The sequence below is a fragment of the Candidatus Binatia bacterium genome (assembly GCA_036382395.1).
Lineage (GTDB): Bacteria > Desulfobacterota > Binatia > HRBIN30 > HRBIN30 > JAGDMS01.
Map to the genome: position 1 here is coordinate 1 of DASVHW010000131.1, position 22,038 is coordinate 22,038.

22 protein-coding genes are annotated in these 22,038 nt (G+C 62.4%); 12 read left to right on the forward strand and 10 right to left on the reverse strand.

Annotation, left to right across the window (positions count from 1 at the left end; translation table 11 throughout):
• Positions 1 to 123: 123 nt before the first annotated feature.
• The 8 genes from alaS to VF515_06195 all read right to left on the reverse strand — a co-directional run bounded on the left by alaS (position 124) and on the right by VF515_06195 (position 8,824).
• Positions 124 to 2,748: an alanine--tRNA ligase gene (gene alaS, locus VF515_06160; protein ID HEX7407220.1), complete on the reverse strand. Its 2,625-nt coding sequence runs from the start codon at positions 2,746 to 2,748 to the stop codon at positions 124 to 126.
• A gap of 13 nt (positions 2,749 to 2,761) precedes the next feature.
• Complete coding sequence (locus VF515_06165) at positions 2,762 to 3,250, reverse strand: regulatory protein RecX (protein HEX7407221.1); 489 nt, start codon at positions 3,248 to 3,250, stop codon at positions 2,762 to 2,764.
• Complete coding sequence (locus tag VF515_06170) at positions 3,201 to 4,355, reverse strand: type IV pilus twitching motility protein PilT (GenBank protein ID HEX7407222.1); 1,155 nt, start codon at positions 4,353 to 4,355, stop codon at positions 3,201 to 3,203. The genes VF515_06165 and VF515_06170 overlap by 50 nt, the downstream gene beginning before the upstream one ends.
• A 93-nt stretch (positions 4,356 to 4,448) precedes the next feature.
• The gene (gene recA, locus VF515_06175) at positions 4,449 to 5,540 is read right to left on the reverse strand and encodes a recombinase RecA (GenBank protein ID HEX7407223.1); all 1,092 of its coding nucleotides are present in this window, start codon (positions 5,538 to 5,540) and stop codon (positions 4,449 to 4,451) included.
• The gene (thpR, locus tag VF515_06180) at positions 5,537 to 6,133 is read right to left on the reverse strand and encodes an RNA 2',3'-cyclic phosphodiesterase (protein ID HEX7407224.1); all 597 of its coding nucleotides are present in this window, start codon (positions 6,131 to 6,133) and stop codon (positions 5,537 to 5,539) included. The genes recA and thpR overlap by 4 nt, the downstream gene beginning before the upstream one ends.
• 83 nt (positions 6,134 to 6,216) lie before the next feature.
• Complete coding sequence (locus VF515_06185) at positions 6,217 to 7,500, reverse strand: competence/damage-inducible protein A (GenBank protein HEX7407225.1); 1,284 nt, start codon at positions 7,498 to 7,500, stop codon at positions 6,217 to 6,219.
• Complete coding sequence (locus VF515_06190) at positions 7,497 to 7,964, reverse strand: phosphatidylglycerophosphatase A (protein ID HEX7407226.1); 468 nt, start codon at positions 7,962 to 7,964, stop codon at positions 7,497 to 7,499. The genes VF515_06185 and VF515_06190 overlap by 4 nt, the downstream gene beginning before the upstream one ends.
• Before the next feature lie 77 nt (positions 7,965 to 8,041).
• On the reverse strand, positions 8,042 to 8,824 hold the full coding sequence (locus VF515_06195) for a hypothetical protein (GenBank protein ID HEX7407227.1): 783 nt from the start codon (positions 8,822 to 8,824) through the stop codon (positions 8,042 to 8,044).
• 140 nt (positions 8,825 to 8,964) lie between these two features.
• On the opposite strand from VF515_06195, the gene VF515_06200 reads away from it, so the two are divergent.
• Positions 8,965 to 9,669 carry a DUF1499 domain-containing protein gene (locus tag VF515_06200; protein ID HEX7407228.1) on the forward strand — a complete coding sequence of 235 codons (705 nt, stop codon included), beginning with the start codon at positions 8,965 to 8,967 and terminating at the stop codon, positions 9,667 to 9,669.
• Positions 9,670 to 9,718: 49 nt separating this feature from the next.
• On the opposite strand, the gene VF515_06205 is transcribed toward VF515_06200, so the two are convergent.
• Together VF515_06205 and thiD are read right to left on the reverse strand one after the other, a co-directional pair.
• The gene (locus VF515_06205) at positions 9,719 to 10,648 is read right to left on the reverse strand and encodes a TIGR03560 family F420-dependent LLM class oxidoreductase (GenBank protein ID HEX7407229.1); all 930 of its coding nucleotides are present in this window, start codon (positions 10,646 to 10,648) and stop codon (positions 9,719 to 9,721) included.
• Between the two features lie 53 nt (positions 10,649 to 10,701).
• The gene (gene thiD, locus VF515_06210) at positions 10,702 to 11,601 is read right to left on the reverse strand and encodes a bifunctional hydroxymethylpyrimidine kinase/phosphomethylpyrimidine kinase (protein HEX7407230.1); all 900 of its coding nucleotides are present in this window, start codon (positions 11,599 to 11,601) and stop codon (positions 10,702 to 10,704) included.
• A gap of 27 nt (positions 11,602 to 11,628) precedes the next feature.
• On the opposite strand from thiD, the gene VF515_06215 reads away from it, so the two are divergent.
• The 11 genes from VF515_06215 to VF515_06265 all read left to right on the forward strand — a co-directional run bounded on the left by VF515_06215 (position 11,629) and on the right by VF515_06265 (position 21,968).
• Positions 11,629 to 12,633, forward strand: a complete 1,005-nt coding sequence (locus VF515_06215; protein HEX7407231.1) for an NAD(P)H-dependent glycerol-3-phosphate dehydrogenase — start codon at positions 11,629 to 11,631, stop codon at positions 12,631 to 12,633.
• A gap of 403 nt (positions 12,634 to 13,036) precedes the next feature.
• Positions 13,037 to 13,195 carry a 50S ribosomal protein L34 gene (gene rpmH / locus VF515_06220; protein ID HEX7407232.1) on the forward strand — a complete coding sequence of 53 codons (159 nt, stop codon included), beginning with the start codon at positions 13,037 to 13,039 and terminating at the stop codon, positions 13,193 to 13,195.
• Positions 13,196 to 13,218: 23 nt separating this feature from the next.
• On the forward strand, positions 13,219 to 13,551 hold the full coding sequence (gene rnpA, locus VF515_06225; protein HEX7407233.1) for a ribonuclease P protein component: 333 nt from the start codon (positions 13,219 to 13,221) through the stop codon (positions 13,549 to 13,551).
• A gap of 50 nt (positions 13,552 to 13,601) precedes the next feature.
• Complete coding sequence (yidD, locus tag VF515_06230) at positions 13,602 to 13,820, forward strand: membrane protein insertion efficiency factor YidD (GenBank protein HEX7407234.1); 219 nt, start codon at positions 13,602 to 13,604, stop codon at positions 13,818 to 13,820.
• 4 nt (positions 13,821 to 13,824) lie between these two features.
• On the forward strand, positions 13,825 to 15,468 hold the full coding sequence (gene yidC, locus VF515_06235) for a membrane protein insertase YidC (protein HEX7407235.1): 1,644 nt from the start codon (positions 13,825 to 13,827) through the stop codon (positions 15,466 to 15,468).
• Positions 15,469 to 15,476: 8 nt separating this feature from the next.
• Positions 15,477 to 16,244, forward strand: a complete 768-nt coding sequence (jag, locus tag VF515_06240) for an RNA-binding cell elongation regulator Jag/EloR (protein ID HEX7407236.1) — start codon at positions 15,477 to 15,479, stop codon at positions 16,242 to 16,244.
• 26 nt (positions 16,245 to 16,270) lie between these two features.
• Positions 16,271 to 17,650, forward strand: coding sequence for a tRNA uridine-5-carboxymethylaminomethyl(34) synthesis GTPase MnmE (gene mnmE, locus VF515_06245; GenBank protein ID HEX7407237.1), 1,380 nt, complete (start codon positions 16,271 to 16,273; stop codon positions 17,648 to 17,650).
• A 28-nt stretch (positions 17,651 to 17,678) separates the two neighbouring features.
• Complete coding sequence (gene mnmG, locus VF515_06250) at positions 17,679 to 19,565, forward strand: tRNA uridine-5-carboxymethylaminomethyl(34) synthesis enzyme MnmG (GenBank protein HEX7407238.1); 1,887 nt, start codon at positions 17,679 to 17,681, stop codon at positions 19,563 to 19,565.
• Complete coding sequence (rsmG, locus tag VF515_06255; protein HEX7407239.1) at positions 19,552 to 20,208, forward strand: 16S rRNA (guanine(527)-N(7))-methyltransferase RsmG; 657 nt, start codon at positions 19,552 to 19,554, stop codon at positions 20,206 to 20,208. The genes mnmG and rsmG overlap by 14 nt, the downstream gene beginning before the upstream one ends.
• A gap of 92 nt (positions 20,209 to 20,300) precedes the next feature.
• Positions 20,301 to 21,110: an AAA family ATPase gene (locus VF515_06260; protein HEX7407240.1), complete on the forward strand. Its 810-nt coding sequence runs from the start codon at positions 20,301 to 20,303 to the stop codon at positions 21,108 to 21,110.
• Complete coding sequence (locus tag VF515_06265) at positions 21,111 to 21,968, forward strand: ParB/RepB/Spo0J family partition protein (GenBank protein ID HEX7407241.1); 858 nt, start codon at positions 21,111 to 21,113, stop codon at positions 21,966 to 21,968.
• The last annotated feature ends 70 nt before the right edge of the window (positions 21,969 to 22,038 follow it).

A 22,038-nucleotide genomic window follows, 5' to 3' on the forward strand; every position in this document is an offset into this window, starting at 1 on the left:
AGCCCGCGTTCGATAACCTTCAGGTGTTCATCGTGGTGGCCGAGCAGGTTCTCAAACAGGTGGTGATTCTCGAACGACAGTTCGAGGACCTGGTCTTCCGCGGCCGCGATCGTAGACTGTTGCTCAGGACACAATTTGGTACACTGCCTCCAACGCTTCGCGCAACTTCGCCGGCTCTTTGCCGCCCGCCTGCGCCAGGTCGGGCTTGCCACCGCCGCTGCCGCCGATCAGCGGTGCGATGCGTTTGATGATTTCGCCGGCATGATAGCGCTTGGTGAGATCGCGGGTGACGGCGGCCAGCAGCAGCGCCCGCTCGCCCCGCGTCGTCCCGAGGACGATGATTCCGGAGCGGATCTGATCGCGCAAGCGATCGGCAAGGTCACGCAAGGCGCGGTCGTCAGCCCCTTCGACCTCAGCCGCCAGCACGGTGATCCCATCCACTTGGCGGGCCTGGCGCAGCAGGTCATCGCTCTGCGAGCCAGTGAGCTTGCTCTGCAGCTGCTGCAGCTGCTTTTCCAGTTCACGCTGCTGCGCTACCAAGCGGGCGACACGCGCGGCCACCTCTTCTTCAGAAGCATGCACCAACTCGCCGATCTCTCGCAGGAGTTGCTCACGCCCGCGCATCCATGCCAACGCGCCGTCGCCGGTGAGCGCCTCGACGCGCCGCACGCCCGCCGCCACACCGGTCTCGGCCCGCACCTTGAAGAAACCGATGTCACCGGTGCGCTCGACATGCGTGCCGCCACACAGCTCGGTCGAATAGTCCCCCGTGCGGACGACGCGGACGCGATCCCCGTACTTGTCACCAAAAAACGCCAGGGCACCCAGCTTGATGGCGTCGGGATACGCCATCTCCTCGGTGAGCACGGCCGCGTTCTCGCGGATGCGGGTATTCACATCCTCCTCGATGCGCCATAGTTCTTCGTCGGATATGGGTCCATGGTGGTTGAAATCGAACCGCAGACGGTCTGGTGCCACCAGCGAGCCTGCCTGGCGCACTTGCGTGCCAAGGTGCTCGCGCAGCACGGCGTGCAGAATGTGGGTGGCCGAGTGGTTCAGTCGTGCCGCATCGCGCCGAATGCGATCGAGGCGCAGGCGCACCCGATCCCCTTTACGCACGGCGCCGCGGACCACCGTACCCAGGTGCACGGTGAGATCGGCGCGCGGCTTCTGGGTGTCCGCCACCTCGATCAGGTCCCCGGCGTCGGTCTCGATCACGCCGCGATCGCCAACCTGACCGCCCGATTCCCCGTAGAAGGGAGTCTCGGAGACAATGACCTGCACACGGTCGCCAGGCCGGGCCTCGTCGCGGTCGGCCCCGTCAACCATCAAGGCGGCGACGGTGGATTCCCACTCGTAGGCGCGGTCGCCGACGAACCGGGACGTGTACGCGCCCGTCGGCGCCATGATCTCCGCCCCGGCTTTGCGCGCTTCGCGGGCCCGCTGCCGCTGTTCGTCCATGCACGCATCGAACCCGGCAACATCCACGCCCAAGTTGTCGGCGCGCAGGATGTCTTGGGTCATATCGAGCGGGAAACCGTAGGTGTCATACAGTCGGAACGCGGCAGCGCCGGGCAGCACGGTAACGCCACGCGCCTGCAGCGCCGCCTTTTCCTCTTCGAACAAGGCCAGGCCTTTGTCCAACGTTTCCGCAAACCGCTCTTCTTCACTCCGAATGACCTGCTCGATATGCGCATGCCGCGCGCCGATCTCGGGATAGGCAGTCCCCATAGTGCTAAGCACTGCTCCGCTGACGCGCCAGAGAAACGGCTGGTCGAATCCCAGCTGTTTGGCGTGGCGCGCCGCGCGCCGCAGGACACGGCGCAACACATAGCCGCGGCCTTCGTTACTTGGCAGAACCCCGTCGGCGACCATGAAGGTGAGCGCACGGCCGTGGTCCGCGATCACGCGGAACGAAAGGTCGTCCTGGTTGCTGGCGCCGTAGCGCTTGCCGGCGTGTTCCTCGGTGAAGCGGATGAGGTCGCGGAACAGATCCGTGTCGTAATTCGACGGCACGCCTTGCAGCACGGCCGCCAGGCGCTCGAGTCCGGCGCCCGTGTCAACGTGCCGTTCCGCCAAGGGTTCCAGGGTGCCATCGGCGGTGCGGTTGTACTGGATGAAGACGAGGTTCCACAGCTCGATGAAGCGGGCGCAGCCGGTGTTCACTCCGCAGACATGGCCGGAGACGTGCCGCATGTCGCAAGCCTCGGCCCCCCGGTCGATGTGAATCTCCGAGCACGGGCCGCACGGCCCCACCTCGCCCATCTCCCAGAAGTTGTCTTTTTCCCCGAAGCGCAGGATGTGATCGCGGGCAATGTCGGTCTCCGAGCGCCAGCAACTCTCGGCATCATCGTCGGTCTGATACACGGTGGCGAACAACTTCTCTTTGGGGAGCTTCCATTCTCGCGTCAACAGCTCCCAGGCCCAGGCGATGGCTTCCTTCTTGTAATAGTCACCGAAGGACCAATTGCCGAGCATCTCGAAGAAGGTGTGGTGGTATGTGTCGCGCCCAACCTCCTCGAGGTCGTTGTGCTTGCCGCTCAAGCGGAGGCACTTCTGCGAGTTCACGGCCCGGCGGATGGCGCGTTTTTCGGTGCCGAGAAAGACGTTCTTGAACTGCACCATGCCGGCATTGGTGAACAGCAGTGTCGGATCCTTGTCCGGCAGCAGGGAGGAACTGGGCACGACTTGGTGGCCGCGCCGACGAAAGAATTCGATAAAGGCGGAACGGATTTCCGCGCCCGTCATCATGCGAAGATTCTTAGCAGGCCTCGTCTAGAATGGCGAACACGACGCTTTCGGGAAAGCCTCGGCGCAACAGGAAACGTGCGGCTTTCGCCCGCTCTGCCGGCCGTTGCGGCTCCACGGGGAACTTTCGCGCCAGCACCCGTCTCGCCAATCCGATTTCATCCGTATAAGCCGCCTCAACCGCCTCGTCGATCAGCCGGTCGGCCACGCCTTTGTGTCCCAGCTGGGCTCGCAGGTACTCGCTGCCGTAGCCGCGGCGGACGGCGTGTTCGCCGGCTCCGAGCGCCAAGCGCTGATCGTCGAGATAACGCCGCTGGCGCAAGCGGCGCACGGTCGCCGTGATGGTCGCCGCCGTCTCGCCACCTGCAGCCAGCCGGTCCCGAATCTCCTGTTCGCTGCGGTCACGCGCCGCCAGGAGCCGAATGGCGTGCTGCCAGGCGCGCTCGGCGACCTCAGAAGCGTTCGATTTCGACTTTGACTTTCGAGTCTCCAACCGAGCCATGGCGTTCGAAATCGTCCCAGCGGCTGTCGCTGGTGGAAGCAATGCCCCGCAATTTCAACTCGAAATCGGCGGGGTTGGTCGCGTTCGCCAGGGCCTCATCATGCGTGATCAGGCCGTCGCGGAGCAGCGCCATCAGCGACTGATCGAACGTCTGCATGCCATAGGAAATGTGCCCCTGGGCGATGACCTCGCACAAATCGCGCAGCTTCTCTTTGTCCGCAATATATTCCCGCACGCGTGCTGTCGACACCAACACCTCGACGGCCGGCACCATTCCGACTCCGTCCGCGCGTGGGATCAAGCGCTGGCTGATGATGCCGCGGATCACACTGGCCAAGATCAGGCGGACTTGGTCGCGTTGATGCTCGGGGAAGGCGCTGATTGCCCGTGTGATCGTTTCGGGTGCATCCAAGGTGTGCAGCGTGCTCATCACGAGATGGCCGGTCTCCGCGGCGAGAATGGCGGTCTCGATGGTTTCCAGATCCCGCATCTCGCCCACCAGAATCACGTCCGGGTTTTGCCGCAACGCCGCCTTGAGCGCGCTGGGAAAACTCACGGCGTCGTAACCGACCTCGCGCTGGTTCACGAAGCTCAACCGATCGGCATGCTCGTACTCGATCGGATCCTCGATGGTGATGATGTGACACCGGCGTGTTTGATTGATGTAATCCACCATAGTCGCCAGCGTCGTGCTCTTGCCACTGCCCGTCGTGCCGGTGACCAATACCAGGCCCCTGCGCTCGCTCGCGATGCGTTCCACCACCGTGGGCAGGTTCAGTTCCGCAATCGAGCGGATACGGGAGGGGATGATGCGAATGACGACGCTGAATTCGCCGCGCTGACGAAACACGTTGACGCGAAACCGCCCTAATTCGGGCGTTTCGTATGCCAGGTCGGCTTGGAGGTCAATGGCGAGCCGCTTGTGGTGAAACTCATCCAGCATCTCGTCCACCGTGCCTTGCAGCGCCTCATGAGTAATCGGCTCCGCGTCGGGCAGCGGCACAAGGTCCCCGTGCATGCGCACCCCGGGGGGCGCGCCCGCTTTGAGCAGAACGTCTGAAGCGCCCAACCGCACGGCCGTTCGAAGAATGTCCTGGAGTTCCATCGTCGACTTACCGCCTCATCGCAAGAGCGTGTTTCGTGCCAGCGCTGCGAGGCTATCTCTTACCAACAAAGAGGCCAGCACGCCGGGGGCTGGTTACGTCGCTTTGCTTGTCTTCTTTGCGTCAGTTTTTGGCGGTTCGGCACGCGGTGATTCGCCTTCGGGGCGCTGCCCTTCGGACTCAGCAGGGCTCGGCACCCCGGAGCCGGCGCGAATCTTCAGCTCGATGGCTCGCGCCACATCGGGGTGCTGGCGCAGAAAGTCCTTCGTGTTCTCACGTCCCTGCCCGATGCGTTCGTTCTCGAAGGCGTACCAGGCCCCGCTCTTTTCGACGATGCCGGCCTCGGCGCCCAGATCGACCAGCTCGCCTTCATGCGAAATGCCGGTACCGTACAGGATGTCGAACTCGGCGTCTTTGAAAGGGGGTGCGACCTTGTTCTTCACCACCCGCACTTTGGTGCGGCTCCCGATTACCGCGTCGCCCTGCTTGATGGCGCCGACACGGCGGATGTCGAGACGCACGGTCGAGTAAAATTTCAAAGCGTTGCCACCGGTGGTGGTCTCCGGGTTGCCGAACATGACGCCGATCTTCATGCGGATCTGGTTGATGAAAATGAGAATGGTGTGCGAACGGGAAATGGTGGCGGTCAACTTGCGCAGAGCCTGCGACATGAGGCGCGCCTGCAATCCCATCTGCGGGTCGCCCATGTCGCCTTCCAGCTCCGCCCGTGGTACCAGGGCAGCCACCGAATCGACCACCAGGACATCGACGGCGCCGCTGCGCACCAGGGTCTCGGCAATCTCCAAGGCCTGCTCGCCGTTGTCTGGCTGCGAGATGAGGAGGTCCTCGATCCTCACACCGAGGTGGCGGGCGTAACTGATGTCGAGGGCATGTTCGGCATCGATGAAAGCACCGACGCCGCCCGTCTTCTGGGCCTCGGCGACCACCTGCAACGCGAGCGTGGTCTTGCCGGAGGACTCTGGTCCGAAGATCTCGACGACGCGGCCGCGGGGCAGGCCGCCCACGCCTAGGGCGATGTCGAGGCCGAGCGATCCCGTGGAGACCACGTCGATGTCTCGCACATGTCCGTGCTCGCCGAGCTTCATGATGGCGCCCTTGCCGAACTGTTTTTCAATCTGACTGACGGCCAAGTCGAGCGCCCGCGCGCGATCCGCATCTACTGTCATTGTGGCACCTCTTTATTCCGGCCGAGCGGAATTGTCCAGAGCGGCGTGTACACCGCGCCGTCGGGCCGCAGCGTGCTGCGGTAGATTGTCACCGCGTCGACGTGGCTGGCTCCAAAGTCATCAGACATATGTATCTTGAAGAGTTCCTCCACACGTGACCAGCCGCGCGTGCCATTGACGCGTCCCAGCGTGATATGCGGCGTAAAGGCGCGCTTCTCCGGTTCGAACCCCACCCGGGTCATCGCCGTCTCGACACCCACCGCCAGTTCGGCTAACCCCTCGCTTTCCAGACCCACCCACAGGACACGCGGCCGGCGTAAAGTCGGAAACGCCCCAAGACCATGCGCCCGGACGTGCAGCGCCGGTCGGCCAGCGACCGCGGCGGCCAGCGCGCTGTGAACCTGCTCTAAGCGCGCTGCTTCCACCCATCCCAGAAACTTCAGCGTCACGTGCAGCCCTTCGCCGCGAACCCACCGCACATCGCACTTGAGCTGAGCCGCCTGGTCGAGCAGCCGGCGCAGCGCGGCGCGCACCGGTTCCTCCAGATCCACGGCGATGAAACTCCGAATGCGTTCGCCTTCCTCTGCGCCCATTGTAGCCAAAGCCTATTACGGCAGCCGTTCAGAATCCACTTCGCAGCGAGAAACCGAGCCCGACTCACGAACACGAGCTACGATCAGCGCCGCAGAATGCCCGACTCGCTCGGATTCAGTCCCAACAGGTAGCGGCGCACCCAGTCGAGGGCGACCTGTGACGACAGCAACTTTACCCAATCGCGCGTGCCCCAGAGTTGATAGCGGCGGTGATGAACGGCGGTGGCGCTTACCAGCGCGAGGCAGACGGTGCCGACGGGTTTCTCCGGGGTGCCGCCCTCGGGCCCAGCGACGCCGGTGACGGCCAAGCCGATATCGCTGCCCAAGACGCGGCGCGCGCCGGTGGCCATCTCCACGGCGGTCTCTTCGCTCACCGCACCGTGGACTTCCAAGGTCTCGGGGCGCACGACGAGGCTCTGCTGTTTGACCTCATTCGCGTACGCAACGATACCGCCCTTGAGATAGGTCGAGCTTCCCGGAACGTTGGTGATGCGGTGGCCGATCAGGCCGCCCGTGCACGATTCGGCAAGCGCTATCGTCAAGCCGCGTTCCTTCAGCATGCTGCCGACGACCGCCTCCATGGTGGTATCGCCTTCGCCGTAGGCGTAGCTGCCGATGCGTTGGCGCAAGCGCGCTGCCAGTTCTTCGAGCCGCCGTGGCGCCACGGCGGGCGGGCCATGCACGGTGAGCCGCACCGAGATCTGGGGAAAGGCTGCCCGGAAGGCGATCCGGCCTTCGTCCGCGGTGACGCAGCCGGCGACCAATTCATCCAAGGCCGACTCACTGATGCCGAAGGTTTGAAACACGTGACTGACGTAGATCTCTTTGCCGCCGCGGGCTTCCTGGAGCCACGGCAGCACCTGCTCCTCGATCATCGGCTTCATTTCCCGCGGCACGCCCGGCAAGACGATCAAATGGCGCGGACCCTGCTCCGTGAGGAGATCAAGACGGAAGCCAGGCGCCGTGCCGAGGCCGTTGGGGATGATGACCGCGCCTTCGGGAAACTGCGCCTGTTTGAGGTTGTTCTCGGGCATCACGCGGCCCATGGCTTCAAACATGCGCCGGATGCGGTCGGCCACGTTCTGGGCGAGGATCAAGCGCCGGCCCGTCACCTGGGCCACGGTCTCGGCGGTCAGGTCGTCGGCCGTCGGGCCGAGGCCGCCGGTGGATATGACCACGTCGGCCAGGCGCATGGCCTCACGCCAGGCCCAGGCGATGCGGTCGGGGTAGTCTCCAACGACTATGATGGCAACGACATCGAGCCCGGAGGCGACCAGGTGGTCAGCGATGAAGTTGGCATTGGTGTCGAGCGTCCGGCCTGTCGTTAGTTCATCGCCGCTGCTCAGAATGGCGGCCTTCTCGATCATGCCAGAACCCGCACCGCTATCAGGAGTTGCACCAGGATATTGCTGTAGATGCCGGAGACGACATCGTCCAAAACCACACCGTAACCACCGGGGAAATGCTTGTCGATGTAGTCCGCGGGAAACGGCTTGATGACATCGAGGGCACGAAAAATGAGAAACGCACCGAGGGCATGCGGCCAGGTTGGCGACAAGAACAGAGTGGCGGCGAGATACCCGACGACCTCATCGATCACGATCTTGTGGCTATCGTGTTCCTGAAGGTACTGCTCCGCCTGTCCGGCGATCCAACAGGCAGCCGCTACCAGCCCCGCGTAGGTGAGCACGTAGAGGGGAACCGACGTGGCCCGCAGCGCATCGAAGCCCCAGAACAGCGGCACCGCCACCATGGAACCGAAGGTGCCGGACGCAACCGGGATGTAGCCGACAAAACCGGCGGAGGCGAGAATGATTACCAGGAGGCGCATGGGGCGGAGTGCTGCATGCTAAGGGTGGGGGCGGGAGCAGTCAAGCACGACGCCCGGACAGGGAAATTACGACAAGACTACGGCGTGACTTCTGCTTCAGCAGCCGGCAGCCGCTCGGCCACAAACACAGTGCCGCTGGCGTCGTATGGACCTTGCCAGGCGGTACGGTGGCAAGGCGGGACACGGTCGTCCGATAAGAATCCGTGGTTTGCAGCAGTCACGGCGCGGTATCGTGGCCGCTCCGGTCCGTCAGCCAGCTCGATTTCCATGCCCACGTCGGTCACCCACGGCCCTTCTGCCTGCCAGCGGCCGGAATCGGCATCGAATCGCCATGGCCGGGCATCATACGTCACCTGCCGCTGGAGACCGTCGGCCGTCCGCAGCGTGCGGCGATGGCGAATTTGCACCTCACGGACGCGGTACGACCAGCACCGCGAGCCCTCATCTGGACCCAGGTCGGCGTCGTCGCCCGGTGCAAGTGCGGCGCTATTCCAGGCGAACTCCCGCTTGAGACGGTCTAGTTGGGCGGGCGGCAACGGCAGGTGGGCGATTTCGGCACGGACGGCGGCCCCTTGCTGCGGATCGACCGTAAGCGCCTGGCGCAAGGCATCAACCGCAGCCCGGGTGTCTCCCGCTCTGACGGCCAGCTTGGCGAGATGCAGATAGCGGCTTGCCTCCGCCGCGGGCAACCGGTCCGCCGCAGGAGCTTCATAAAGGGCGTTGTCGATCAGCCAGCGGGCGTCTGCCATTGCCTGCGCGTATTGCCCGTCTGCCTCGTCGTCGGCGAGCCGTGATTGTTGGCGCTGCCAGGTTGACGCACAGGCAGCCAACATGACGAATAAGAGGGGGTACCAGCGCATGGGCTCGCGCAGTATGCAGCAGTTGCTGGGTCCCGAGCAAGTCATGTGAGGCGCGCTCATGACCGGCTACATCCAAATTGACACAGGTTGGCTGGGCATGTACGACACAGGCAGTCATTGATCAACGAGGAGGTGCGTGAATGGCGAAGGTCAGGCTCCGTGGGCCACGCTGGGCCTCTCTGCTCGCAGCGGCGGCAGTGGCAGCGTTCGTTTTGGGACCCCTGCTGGCGCATTTCGCCTTCGCACCACCGATGGCTGGGTTCGGACTCTTCGCTGTGGGCGGTTTGCTGGGCATCGCGGCCTTGATGGTGGGCATTGTGGTGGGCCTGCGCGGCGCCGGACTGAGCGGCGGACTTGCAGCGGGGGCCCTCGTCACGGCGGTCTTCCTCACCGTTGCGGTTCCCGCACGGACATTTCCGCCAATCAACGACATCACGACTGACACCGTCAGTCCCCCCCAATTCGCAAGCGCGCAATCCCTCGCCGGCAACGTCGGACGGGATATGAGTTATCCCGGGGCTTCGTTCGCCGCTCAGCAGCGTACGGCATATCCGGACCTTGCGCCGCTACGCATCTCCGCCACCCCAGAAGAGGCCTTCAAGCGTGTCGAGGCGGCTGCCAGGCGCATGCCTGACTGGGACATCACCCGAGACGACGCCGGCGTACACGCCCTCGAAGGGGTCGCCACCTCACGGCTGTTTCATTTCAAGGACGATTTCGTCGTCGAGGTACGGGCCCAGGAAGACGTGAGCGTTGTTCAGATGCGGTCGAAGTCACGTGACGGCAGAAGCGATATCGGCGCCAATGCCGCGCGGATCAAGGGATTCTTCGCTACGCTGCGATAGCCGCCTGTTTCCTTATCGCTGCGCTACCGACCAGACTGGCGACCGGGTTCTACGGCCGCCCGGCGAACGCGGGCATCACGGTCTCGGCGAACAATCGTGCCGGCTCGCGTGTGTCGCGGCCGAAGAATTCGATCACGAACATGGTGCAACCGGCGGCAATGTGTCGCTCAATCTTCTCGATGCATTCGGCCGGCGTGCCAATAATGCCGTGGCCCAGATGTCCACCGTAAACGCTTTGCGCCTTCTCGCGCTTGGCCTCTGCGTCGGCCCGGTCCTTGCCGAGCACAACCATGGTTTGCTGCGATACCTGAATAGATTTCGGATCGCGACCGACAGCCCGGCAGTGCTCGTGCAACACCTGGACCTTGTGCGCGAGGTCTGGCTGATTGACCGCCAGGTTGTTCCAAATGTCCGCGTGACGCGCCACGATGCGCAGCAACACCCGCTCTCCACCGCCCCCGATCAGTAGTGGCGGATGGGGCGTCTGGACCGGCTTGGGCTCGCAATAGACATCGGTGACGTGAAAGTGCTTACCGGAAAAGCTGGCCTGGTCTTGAGTCCACATCTGCTTCATCAACCCGGCCGCTTCCTCAAGCTGCTCGAGACGGACCGGAAGCGGAGGGAAGTCAAATCCGTAGCCAGTGAACTCCATCTCGAACCAGCCGCCGCCGAGCCCGATGATCAGCCGGCCATTGGTGATTCTATCAAGCGTCGCAACGATCTTCGCCAGCAGTGCCGGGTTGCGGAAGCCCACAGGCGACACCAACGTACCAAGTCGGATGCGCGAGGTGACCGCGCCGACGGCAGACAGCGTCGTCCAGGCTTCAAAAATCGGAAGCTGCGGAGCGGGGATACCGTAGAGGTGATCGACCACCCACAGGGAATCATAGCCTAGGGATTCGAATTCCAGGGCTGCCGCCCGCGTTTCCTCCCAGCTGCGTTTAATCTGCGGAAGGCTCACTCCGAAATGAATCGCCATCGTTCCTCCCTCCGGTCAGATCACAGAAAGCGCACGAGACCTGCACACCGCAGTCATGGTCTCTCTCGTTCTGTGCTCTGGGTTCTGGGTTCTGTGTCGGCCTCGAGCCACGCCAGCGGATTGGCTGGACCCGTACCTCTGCCGATTGCGAGACCATGGGCGATTGCGGCGGTGATGAACCGTTTGGATTGCTCAACCGCCTCGCACAGGGACAGCCCGCGGGCAAGGCCGGCGGTAATCGCCGCCGAGAGCTGGCAGCCGGTGCCATGCGTGTGCCGTACTGGCAGGCGAGGCGCGGCCAGCTCGCGCAGGTCCGTCCCATCATAGAAGACATCGATGGCTTCAGCCCCAGGCAGGTGTCCACCCTTGATCAGGCATGCCTGCGCCCCGCGTTCGCGCAGTGCGCGTGCGGCGTGACGCATATCGCCAGCGGACCTGATTGTTCGACCCGTCAGCGCCTCCGCCTCAGGAATATTCGGGGTTACGAGGCTAGCGAGCGGGAACAGTTCACGGACCAGAGCCTCCCGAGCCTCGGTTTCGAGAAGCGCCGCACCCGTCCCCGCCAGCATGACCGGATCGACCACGAGGATCTTCACGTGATGATCGCGGAGGGCAGCGGCGGCGGCGCGGACGATCGCCGCATTGACCAGCATCCCTGTCTTGACGGCATCGACGCCGATGTCAGAAACGACCGCATCGATTTGCTGGCGGACAAAGGTTGCGGGGATGGCATGAACGCCGGTGATGCCGCAGGTGTTCTGCGCGGTTAGAGCGGTAATGGCGCTCATCCCAAAGACGCGGAACACGGTAAAGGTCTTCAGGTCGGCCTGGACCCCGGCACCGCCGCCGGAGTCCGAACCAGCGATGGTCAACGCCCGCGCAATCATTGCCACGGCATTGTCGCAAAGAGAGGCGCCGGACGCCAGACGGCGCGCCTTGCGTGCTAAGGTCAAATGTGCGAAGTCGCCGAGAGAAAAACTATGCGAATCGGCATCATTGGTGGGGGCAGTTTCGGAACGGCGCTGGCTAAGCTGCTGGCGGAATTGGACCACCGGGTGACGCTGTGGTTCCGCGGTCGGGCCACCGCACGCGCAGTGGCCGAGCAGCGTGAGAACCACGAGTACCTTCCCGGCTTCCCGCTGCCCGCGACAATTCACGTCACGGATGACCTGAAAGAAGCAGTCGGCGCGCAAGAGCTGTTGGTGGCCGTGACCCCTTCGCATGTCGTGCGTGAAGTGATGACCCAGGCACGGGCATACATCAAAGGGCGCCCCTACATTGTCTCTGCCTCCAAGGGCATCGAAGAGGGGACCTTGCACCGCATGTCGCAGGTATTGGTCGATGTCCTCGGACCCGAGTTCGGCGGCCGCATCGCCGCCCTGTCCGGTCCCAGTTTCGCGCGCGAGGTTGCCGCCGGAATGCCGACCGCGGTGACCGCTGCTGCCGTGGATGTCGATACCGCCGAAACGGTCCAGGCGGTCTTCCGGGGACCGACCTTCCGTGTGTACAGCAGCACGGATGTGGTCGGGGTGGAACTGGGCGGCGCGGTGAAGAACGTGATCGCGATCGCCGCCGGAGTCAGCGACGGTCTCGGGCTGGGCAATAGCAGCCGCGCCGCACTGATCACCCGCGGTGTGGCGGAAATCGCCCGCCTCGTCGCCAAGATGGGTGGCGATCCGCAAACGGTGTCAGGCTTGTCGGGCGTGGGAGATATGGTACTGACATGTACCGGGGATTTGAGCCGAAATCGGACCGTCGGTCTACGCATCGGGCGCGGCGAGTGTTTGCAGGAGATCCTGCAGTCGATGAAGATGGTGGCGGAGGGTGTGCGGAACAGCGTCAGCGTCTATACTCTGGCACGGCGAGTTGGGGTTGAGATGCCGATCACGGAGCAGATACGCCTGATGTTGCACGAAGACAAGCCTGCGCGCCAAGTCGTGGGTGACCTCATGAGTCGGCAGGCCAGACCCGAGTTTTGGAATTGAGAAGAGGAGAAGGGCAAATTGATGGCAAACAAAGGCACATGCAAAGCTTCCGATTGCAGTCAGGAAGTTCATGGAAAAGGATACTGCGCGCGCCACTACCGCCAGTGGCGTAAGGGCACGCTGCCCAAACCGCGGTACCGGAGCTGTAATGCGGAGGGGTGCCACAAGCCCTGCTCCCGGAGGGGGTTGTGCCCAGAACACTTCGCAAAAGAGTACAGCAAGTCAAAGACGCCAGCTGGGGACAGCGCAGCGGCACCGCCAGCTACTACCTGAGCACAAATTGACATGGTTTGCGCCTTGTGGTTTTAATGTACGGTTCCGCCGAGAAAAACCAGGGATCGGCGGTGAGCGCGGATGAAGAGCACAGCCCCGTGGGGGCTCGCCCCACCGCTGAGGGGACCTAATGAAAAGAACATACCAACCGAGCAACCGACGGCGCAAGCGTACGCACGGCTTCCGCGCTCGCATGAGCAGTCCCGGCGGGCGGGCAGTGTTAAAGCGACGGCGCGCCAAGGGGCGCAAACGGTTGACGGTAAGCATTCCACCGAAGCAGCCGTCCTGACGCAGGCAGGTGGTTACCTGCGACTGCCACGGTCGCGGCGAATCCGCAAACGGGCGGAATTCGTCCGATTGCAGCGAGGGGCCGGGAGACGGGCAGGACCGCGGTTTGTGGTTATCACCGAGGTGGCGCGCCACGGCGTTTCTCGTCTCGGCATAACGGCTAGCCGAAAAGTAGGCGGTGCGGTGGTCCGGAATCGAATCAAACGATTGGTGCGTGAATTCTTCCGACACTACCAGCAGCAACTCGTGCCTTCGCGAGATGTCCTGGTGATCGTCCGGCCCAGCGCGGCTGACGCGAGTTGCACCGAGGTGGAGCACGAACTCGCTGCGGCGTTGAAGATTGCACTCACCAGGTGAGCTCAGTGGAGACGTTCGGCCCTGATATCCGAAGAGCACTCGACCTCGTCATGAAGACGGTGTCGATGGTCTTGGTTGCGGCCCTGTGGTCGTATCGAACCGCGGTCTCGCCCTTTCTGGGCCCGTGCTGCCGTTTCGCGCCATCCTGTTCCGTGTATGCCAGCCAGGCCATCAACCGGCATGGTGCGGCGCGCGGCACGTGGATGGCCCTTAAGAGGGTTCTGCGTTGCCACCCCTTTCATCCGGGTGGGTGGGATCCTGTCGGTTGACTAGATGGAAAAGCGAGCCCTCATTGCGGTAGCGATTTCGATAGCCATCCTGGTGCTCTACCAGGAGGTCGTTCTCCGCCGTTTCTATCCGCCGCCGACGACGGAAAACGAAGAAGCGGTCAGCGAAACGCCGGCGGCCGAGGTTGCGGCAAATCGCGGCCCCCGGGAAAGTGCGCCAGAGTTGCCGGCACCGGCACCGCGCCCAAAGCTCGAAGCGGAGGCTCGCAACATCACCGTAGAGACCGATCTTTACAAGGCGGTCTTCACCTCGGCGGGCGCCCGGTTGCAGAGCCTTCTACTCAAGAAGTATCGGACTACGGTCGACGCAGACAGCCCGTTCCAAGAGATGGTCGTGCCAGGGAAAGACGGTGAGCTGCCCTTCGGTATCGAACTACGGGGTACGCAGGTGTTCGCAGACACCAATGCACCGTACGGCGTCGAAGGCGGCGATCTCCATCTGCATCCCGACGAGGAAGGCAGCCTCGACTTCGTTTGGACAAGCGAGGGGGTGAGCCTGCGTAAGCGCTTCACCTTCCGCGGCGACCGCTACGAGTTTTCGGCCGCCGTCAGCGCGCAGCATGTCCCGCACGATTACAACGAACTGGCCGTGTCCTGGGTTAAAGGGGTGGACACGACGCCGCAGCCGGGTTCGGAAGTGATCTTCGACCACACCGCCTTATTGGATGGTCGCAAGTTCACGGAAGACCCCTTCGACAAGCTGTCAGCTGGCAAGATCATCCCCGAAAAAGACATGCACGGGGATATTCAGTGGGCAGGCTACTCTGGAAAGCATTTTCTGGCAGCGATGGTACCGATCGAGGCGCAGAACCAGCGGTTGTGGCTCAAGCTCCGCGACGGCACCGTCGAAGAGAAGATGCTCTTTCCGATCTCCTCGGAGGCGATCCAGCAGCGCTTGGACATCTTCATCGGGCCGAAGGACTTCGACGCGCTGGAAGGTGTCGGGCACGGTCTGTCGCGTGGCGTGAACCTGGGGTGGTTCGGCTTCATTGCTGTCCCGTTGCTCCACGTGCTGAAATTCTCACACACCTTCACTGGCAATTACGGTATCGACATCATTCTGTTGACCGTGCTCATCAAGATTCTTTTCATTCCGCTCACTCAACGGAGCTTCAAGTCCATGCGCGCGATGCAGAAGCTCCAGCCGCAGATGGCGAAAATCCGGGAGCGCTTCAAAGATTCTTCGGAACAGATGAACAAGGAGATCATGGAGCTGTACCGCCGGCACAAGGTGAATCCGCTCGGGGGATGCCTGCCGATGGTGCTGCAGATCCCGGTGTTCTTCGGCTTATATCAAGCGCTGCTGAATACCGTTGAGCTGCGGCACGCGGCATTTCTTTTCTGGATCAACGATCTGTCCGCGCCGGACCGCCTTGGGGCGATGCAACTGCCCTTCGTGCAATTGCCCGGAATACCTGTGCTGACCTTGCTCATGGGTGTGAGCATGTTCGTCCAGCAATGGATGACCCCCAGTGCGGGTGACCCGGCGCAACAGCGCGTAATGATGGTCATGCCCTTGATGTTCACCTTCATGTTCGTCAATTTTCCGTCCGGATTGGCCCTGTACTGGCTGGTGAACAATCTCTTGACGATTGCCCAGCAGTTCTACATGAATCGTACCGCCACCTAGGGATGACGATGGATCCGGTTGAAGCAGAGGGAAACAGCATAGACGAAGCGATCGAGAACGCCGTCAAGATGCTCGGCGTCACGCGCGATCGTGTCGAGATAGAAATTCTATCGAACTCCGCGCGGGGTCTGTTTGGCATCGGCGGTCGCAAGGCAAGAGTACGTGCCGCACTGCGTGCCCCGATCGACACCGAAGGCTTGCTTCGTCAGGACGAGGAACCCGCCCCAGCGGCGCAACAAGAAGAGACGGGCTCGACACCACAGCCATTGAAGCAGAGTGGTACGGCTGCAGGGCAAGCCGCACAGGTGTTGCGGGGAATCCTCAACCTGATGGATGTGCCTGCCGATGTCGGCCTGCGAGAAGAAGACGATCACATCCTTCTCGAAATTCAGGGCGATTCGAGCGGTGTACTGATCGGTCGCCGGGGCCAGATGCTGGATGCTTTGGAGTATTTTCTGAATCGAGTGGTCGCCCGTGAAGGTGGTGCGACCCGAGTCGTAGTCGATTCCCAGAACTACCGGACGCGCCGCCGCCAATCCTTGGAAGAGCTTGCTCGACGAATGGGTGAGCAAGCAAAGAAAAGGCGCAAGATCGTCGCGCTCGATCCCATGAGCCCCCGCGACCGCCGCATCGTACATATGGTGCTCCAAGAGGACCCCTCGCTCAGCACGAGGAGTTCAGGTAAAGGCTATTTTCGCAAATTGATCATTATCCCTGCGGGGCAGTCCCCGTCGGGACGGGAAAGGTCGCAGGCGACGGGGGCAAAGGAAGGATAGCCTCCCTGCCGTCGGCGCCGGCTTGAATGTACGCCGACGACACCATCGCAGCAGTTGCCACGCCACCGGGTCCGGGCGGCGTGGGCATCATCCGGGTGAGCGGTCCGCTCAGCCCTGCCATTGCCAGCCGTGTATTTTCACCCAGGCGCGAGTCGCCACGCTGGACCTCGCACCACCTCTACCATGGCCGCGTGATCGATGCAGACGGCGGCGTGCTCGACGAGGGCCTCGCCGTCCTGATGCATCGGCCACGGAGTTACACCGGTGAAGATGTATTGGAACTGCACTGTCACGGCGCTCCGGTGCTCTTACAGCGGATACTGGCGTGCGTCTTGCGCTGCGGTGCCCGACTGGCCGAACCGGGGGAGTTCACCAAGCGCGCCTTTCTGAACGGCCGCATCGATCTGATGCAAGCCGAGGCCGTGCTCGACCTCGTGCGTGCCCGGACGATCGCGGGCGCTGCGCTTGCCACCCAGCAACTCGGCGGGCGGCTGTCGGAGCACCTGGCGGGGCTGCGCTCCCAGCTGGTCGGGCTCAAGGCACTGCTGGAAACGCAGATCGACTTCTGCGAGGAAGATGTCGTGGTGTCCGCCGAACAGCTTCTTTCTGCCGCTGATCATTGTATAGTAACTATCCAGGATCTTATCAATACATTTAGTCACGGCAGATGGCTGCGTGAGGGATTGCGCGTGGCCATCATTGGAAAACCGAACGTGGGCAAATCGAGCTTGCTGAATGCGCTCTTGGGAGAGGATCGCGCGATCGTGACGCCGCTGGCGGGCACGACGCGTGATTCGATCGATGAAACCGTCGACTTTGAGGGTGTGCCCGTGGTGCTGACAGACACCGCCGGGTTGCGGGAGCCGGCCAAGGTGGGCGCCGTCGAACGCCTTGGCATCGCGCGCACCACGGCCAAGATCGCCGCGTCAGAGGTTCTTCTCACGGTCTTGGATGCGTCTGCTCCCCTTGACAGCGAAGATGACGCCGTGCTGAAAGCCGCCGCCGGAACGCCGCAGATCATTGTGCTGAATAAGACCGATCTTCCGGAAGGTATCTCCGAAGATGAGTTGCAGCGAGCTGGCGCCGGCCGGCCCATCGTCGCGGTTTCCGCCAAAGAGCGGTTGGGTCTAAGCGCACTGCGGCAGGCCGTTGTGGCGCAAGTCAGCTGCGGAAACGGTTTCGATGCGAGCGGTCCAATACTGACGAATATCCGTCATAGCGACGCGCTGGAGAAGGCGCGCAACAGTCTCATGCTGGCGCGCGAGTCGATAAGTGAGGCGCGGCCAGCGGATCTGATTGCAGTCGATGTGCAGGACGCCATCGACCACATCGGTGAGGTCACCGGTGGCATCACGTCCGAGGAGGTCCTCGATCAGATCTTCAGCGCATTCTGCATTGGCAAATAATAGTTTCACGTGGAACATAGGAGCAGCCATGGGCCCATTTTCGAAGCGGTTTGACATCATCGTTGTCGGCGCGGGCCACGCCGGCATCGAAGCGGCTCTGGCGGCAGCTCGCATGGGCTGCGATACACTCATGATCACGTTGAACCTGGATCACATCGGGCAGATGTCCTGTAACCCTGCGATCGGAGGAATCGGCAAAGGCCATCTGGTGAAGGAAATCGATGCCATGGGCGGCGAGATGGCCAGGGCGATCGATGAAACGGGCATACAGTTCCGTCAGTTGAACACCAAAAAGGGCCCAGCCGTGCGCGCCTCGCGCGCGCAAGCCGACAAGGCCCTCTACCGCCAACGCATGAAGGAGCGGCTCGAGGGAACTTCAGATTTGACCCTGTATCAAGGAAACGTCGAAAGGCTCTTGGTCGCCGGAGATGCAGTCCGAGGTGTGCAGACGCAGATGAGCGAGTGCATCGAAGGAGGCGCTGTCATCCTCACGACCGGTACGTTCTTGAATGGGTTGATTCACATCGGGCAGAGGAACATGGCGGCCGGGCGGGCAGGTGACTTCGCCTCCACTGGTCTCAGTGAGCAACTTGTCGATCTCGGATTTCGCATCGGCAGGTTGAAAACCGGCACTTGCCCTCGCTTGGACAGCCGGACCATTGACTACAGCGGGCTTCCGGTTCAGGAGGGCGACGAACATCCGCTCCCCTTTTCGTTCTCGACTCCAAAGATCATCCAGTCCCAGCTTGCGTGTCACATCACTTACACCAACGCCCGTACGCACGAGATCATCCGCAGCGGCCTCGATCGCTCTCCGCTTTACACCGGGCGCATTCAGGGTAGTGGGCCACGTTACTGTCCGTCGATCGAGGACAAGGTCGTCCGTTTCGCTGACAAAGAACGCCACCAGATATTTCTGGAACCAGAAGGCCGGAATACGGTTGAGGTATATCCCAACGGCCTGTCGACCAGTCTGCCATTGGACGTCCAGATCGCGATGGTTCACTCCATCCCGGGCCTTGAGCATGCCGCCATTATGCGGCCGGGATACGCCATCGAGTACGACTATGTAGATCCGAGGCAACTTCTGCCATCCTTGGAAACCAAGCTGGTTCGTGGTCTCTACCATGCCGGACAGATAAACGGCACCACCGGCTACGAGGAAGCCGCAGCGCAAGGCCTCATCGCAGGCATCAACGCCGCTCTGCAAGTGCGCCAAGAGGCACCACTCGTCTTTGGGCGTGATCAAGCCTATATCGGTGTTCTTATTGATGATTTGGTCACAAAGGGTGTAGGCGGTGAGCCCTATCGTATGTTCACATCTCGCGCGGAATACCGCCTGCTGCTACGAGAAGACAACGCTGATACTCGCCTGGCGGAGATTGCCGGACGGGTTGGTGCAATCGGCCGGGACCAATTGGAGAGGACGCAGAAAAAGTCCGAACTGGCGAGCCGGGAGATGAAACGCTTGGAAGAAGCGATGCTGCTGCCGTCACCCTACATCAACCAGCAGTTGCGGACGCTCGGGACGGCGGAGATCTCCAGACCGTCCAGTCTGGCCCAATTGCTTCGACGACCTGAGCTGTCGTATGACGCGGTGACAGGACTCGCCGGTGGTCTGTTCGGTATCACGCCCCTTCCTGCCGATATCGCGGCCCAGGTCGAGGTGTCCATCAAATACTCAGGCTATGTGAGGCGCCAACAAGATGCCGTCGACCGCTTCAAACGCCTGGAGGCATCGGTAATTCCTCACGAAATCGATTACGAAGCCGTGACTGGCCTCTCCCGCGAAGTGCGGGAGAGATTGACCACGGTTCGGCCCCATTCCCTGGGTCAAGCAGCACGCGTCCCGGGCATTACCCCTGCGGCGCTATCGCTGCTTTCGGTTCACCTGAAGCGCTATGGAGGCCGCTGACCGGTCGCCGGCGAAGGGCGCGCCGCTTACCGAATTGGTCCGTGGTGCGCAGGAGTTTGGAATATCTCTTTCTTCCGAACAACTAGCGATTTTCCAAGCCTACATCGAAACGCTGCTGTTCTGGCGGACCCGTTTGTCGCTGACGAGTGCCGCCACTGCGCTGGCTGTTGTCCGGAGCCACATAGTGGATTCGCTCGCCGTGGCCAGATTCATCGAACCCGGCTGGCGGGTGGCCGACCTAGGCAGCGGCGCAGGGTTCCCTGGGATCCCCCTGGCGATTGTGTCGCCACAGTCCTTGATCATACTGATCGAATCCAGACGGAAGAAGGCCAACTTCCTCCGCGATGCCGTCCGAAGGTGTGGGCTAACCAACGTCGACGTTTGCGAGGGGCGTGCGGAAACCCGTCCCATCCAACGCCTAGGAACCTTCGACCTTGTCGTTTCGCGAGCCGTCTGGACCGTTTCCGACTTCCTGAACGTCGCCGGCGGCCTGTTGCGCCTTGGAGGCTTGGGTGTCGCCATGAAAGGACCCAGAGGGCTGATGGAAACCACGACCAACCCTGTATTCCTGCAGCAGGAGGTCGTCGGATACGAATTGCACGGTGGCATCGAACGCACGCTGCTGACCTATCGCAAACGGTAGCTTGCTTGGGGCTGGGATGTTTCACGTGAAACGCTTCACATCAGTTCGCCCCTGTGGTAGACAAATTTCATTCCCGTTGTGAATGAGGGGCTGTGGGGCGGATCATCTGCATTGCAAACCAGAAAGGTGGAGTCGGCAAGACTACGACGGCGGTGAATCTCTCCGCTGGCTTGAGTCTCGCTGCGCATTCCACCTTGCTCGTCGACATCGACCCGCAAGCCAGTGCGAGCAGCGGCGTGGGGGTGTCTCGCGCAGACGGGGCACCAACCGTGTACGAAGTCCTGCTCGGGGAACAACCGGCCGCCGCCGCTGTGCGGACGTGCGCCGTCGAATCGCTGCACGTGCTACCGTCGTCGCGGGACTTGATCGGGGCAGAGATTGAACTGGTCCCGATGATTGGGCGCGAACACCGGCTCAGAGAGGCGCTGCGGAGTATTCGCGAGGCCTATGACTACGTCATCCTCGACTGCCCGCCGTCGCTCGGGCTGTTGACAATCAACGGCCTCACCGCAGCCGATTCCGTGCTGGTCCCCCTACAATGCGAGTACTACGCCCTTGAAGGTTTGAGTGCCCTCTTGGAGACGATCGATTTGATCCGCAAGCGTCTCAACCCGGCACTGGCAATCGAGGGCCTGTTGCTGACGATGTTCGATACCCGTAACAGCTTGTGCCACCAGGTGGTCGATGATGTACGTCGGCACTTTCCCCATGACGTCCTTGCGTCGGTCATCCCGCGCAATGTCAGACTGAGTGAATCGCCGAGTCACGGCCTGCCGGCAGTGGTGTACGATCCCGTCTCGCGCGGCGCAGAAGCTTACCAGGCGTTGACGCGGGAAATCTTGGAACGGCACCAGCGCGGGCAACCGGCGGCACTGCACGAGCCGGAGAGGGGAGGAGAATAGATGGAGGCCTTGAACAAGCGCCGGGCTCTGGGCCGCGGCCTGGGAGCATTGATCCCGAGCGCGTACACAACCGAGGAAACACCGACTGACACCTTCGTTCCGCTGTCTGCGATTCACCCGAACCCACGACAACCCCGCCAATGGTTCTCCGACGAGGGCATCGAAGAACTGGCCGAATCGATTCGGCAGAAAGGGATTTTGCAGCCGTTGTTGGTGCGCCGCACGAACGATGGCTTTGAGCTGATCGCCGGCGAGCGGCGACTACGGGCGGCGCGGCGCGTGGGCATGGAGCACGTGCCGGTGCTGGTCCGCGAGGCGAACGAGGTTGAAATGCTGGAGATGGCCCTCATCGAAAACATCCAGCGGGAAAACCTCAATCCGCTGGAAGAAGCACGCGCCTACCGCCGCTTGCTGGACGAATTCGATCTCACGCAGGAGGAGATCGCCAGGCGCGTGGGCAAGGATCGGTCCACCGTTGCCAACACCATGCGGCTGCTGCTGCTTCCCGATGAGGTGAAAGGCCAAATCGAACGTGGCATGCTCTCTGCCGGCCACGCCCGCGCGCTGGCCGGCGCGGACTCGGATGCGGTGAAGATCCAACTGTCCCGTGAAGTGATCTCCCACCGATTGACCGTCCGGCAAACCGAGCGATTGGCGAAAGAGCACAGGCGACCCTCGGCGGGTACGGACCTCCAGGCGGCGGAGCAACGGCTCACTGAAGCGCTCGGCACGCGCGTCCGACTGCTGCCCGGACGGAACGGTTCTGGAAAAATCGACATCCAGTACTATTCGTTAGAAGAGCTGAACGGCCTGATCGACCGGCTCGCGTCGCCAGCGGAGTGTCGCGCCGAGCTATAAACTTTTGACAATCGGAAGTCGGGCATGCTATAAGCCCGGCGCCTTTAGTCCACAACCGACGGGAGAGGAG

Bases quoted from the DNA above. Each gene is read 5' to 3' on its own strand.
- VF515_06215 (HEX7407231.1), top strand. From the start codon at position 11,629: ATGCGAATCGGCATCATTGGTGGGGGCAGTTTCGGAACGGCGCTGGCT.
- VF515_06205 (HEX7407229.1), bottom strand. From the start codon at position 10,648: ATGGCGATTCATTTCGGAGTGAGCCTTCCGCAGATTAAACGCAGCTGG.
- VF515_06185 (HEX7407225.1), bottom strand. From the start codon at position 7,500: ATGATCGAGAAGGCCGCCATTCTGAGCAGCGGCGATGAACTAACGACA.
- rsmG (HEX7407239.1), top strand. From the start codon at position 19,552: ATGGAGGCCGCTGACCGGTCGCCGGCGAAGGGCGCGCCGCTTACCGAA.
- yidD (HEX7407234.1), top strand. From the start codon at position 13,602: ATGAAGACGGTGTCGATGGTCTTGGTTGCGGCCCTGTGGTCGTATCGA.
- VF515_06190 (HEX7407226.1), bottom strand. From the start codon at position 7,964: ATGCGCCTCCTGGTAATCATTCTCGCCTCCGCCGGTTTTGTCGGCTAC.
- yidC (HEX7407235.1), top strand. From the start codon at position 13,825: ATGGAAAAGCGAGCCCTCATTGCGGTAGCGATTTCGATAGCCATCCTG.
- mnmG (HEX7407238.1), top strand. From the start codon at position 17,679: ATGGGCCCATTTTCGAAGCGGTTTGACATCATCGTTGTCGGCGCGGGC.
- mnmE (HEX7407237.1), top strand. From the start codon at position 16,271: ATGTACGCCGACGACACCATCGCAGCAGTTGCCACGCCACCGGGTCCG.
- jag (HEX7407236.1), top strand. From the start codon at position 15,477: ATGGATCCGGTTGAAGCAGAGGGAAACAGCATAGACGAAGCGATCGAG.
- VF515_06195 (HEX7407227.1), bottom strand. From the start codon at position 8,824: ATGCGCTGGTACCCCCTCTTATTCGTCATGTTGGCTGCCTGTGCGTCA.
- alaS (HEX7407220.1), bottom strand. From the start codon at position 2,748: ATGACGGGCGCGGAAATCCGTTCCGCCTTTATCGAATTCTTTCGTCGG.
- VF515_06165 (HEX7407221.1), bottom strand. From the start codon at position 3,250: ATGGCTCGGTTGGAGACTCGAAAGTCAAAGTCGAAATCGAACGCTTCT.
- rpmH (HEX7407232.1), top strand. From the start codon at position 13,037: ATGAAAAGAACATACCAACCGAGCAACCGACGGCGCAAGCGTACGCAC.
- recA (HEX7407223.1), bottom strand. From the start codon at position 5,540: ATGACAGTAGATGCGGATCGCGCGCGGGCGCTCGACTTGGCCGTCAGT.
- VF515_06200 (HEX7407228.1), top strand. From the start codon at position 8,965: ATGGCGAAGGTCAGGCTCCGTGGGCCACGCTGGGCCTCTCTGCTCGCA.
- thpR (HEX7407224.1), bottom strand. From the start codon at position 6,133: ATGGGCGCAGAGGAAGGCGAACGCATTCGGAGTTTCATCGCCGTGGAT.
- VF515_06170 (HEX7407222.1), bottom strand. From the start codon at position 4,355: ATGGAACTCCAGGACATTCTTCGAACGGCCGTGCGGTTGGGCGCTTCA.
- VF515_06265 (HEX7407241.1), top strand. From the start codon at position 21,111: ATGGAGGCCTTGAACAAGCGCCGGGCTCTGGGCCGCGGCCTGGGAGCA.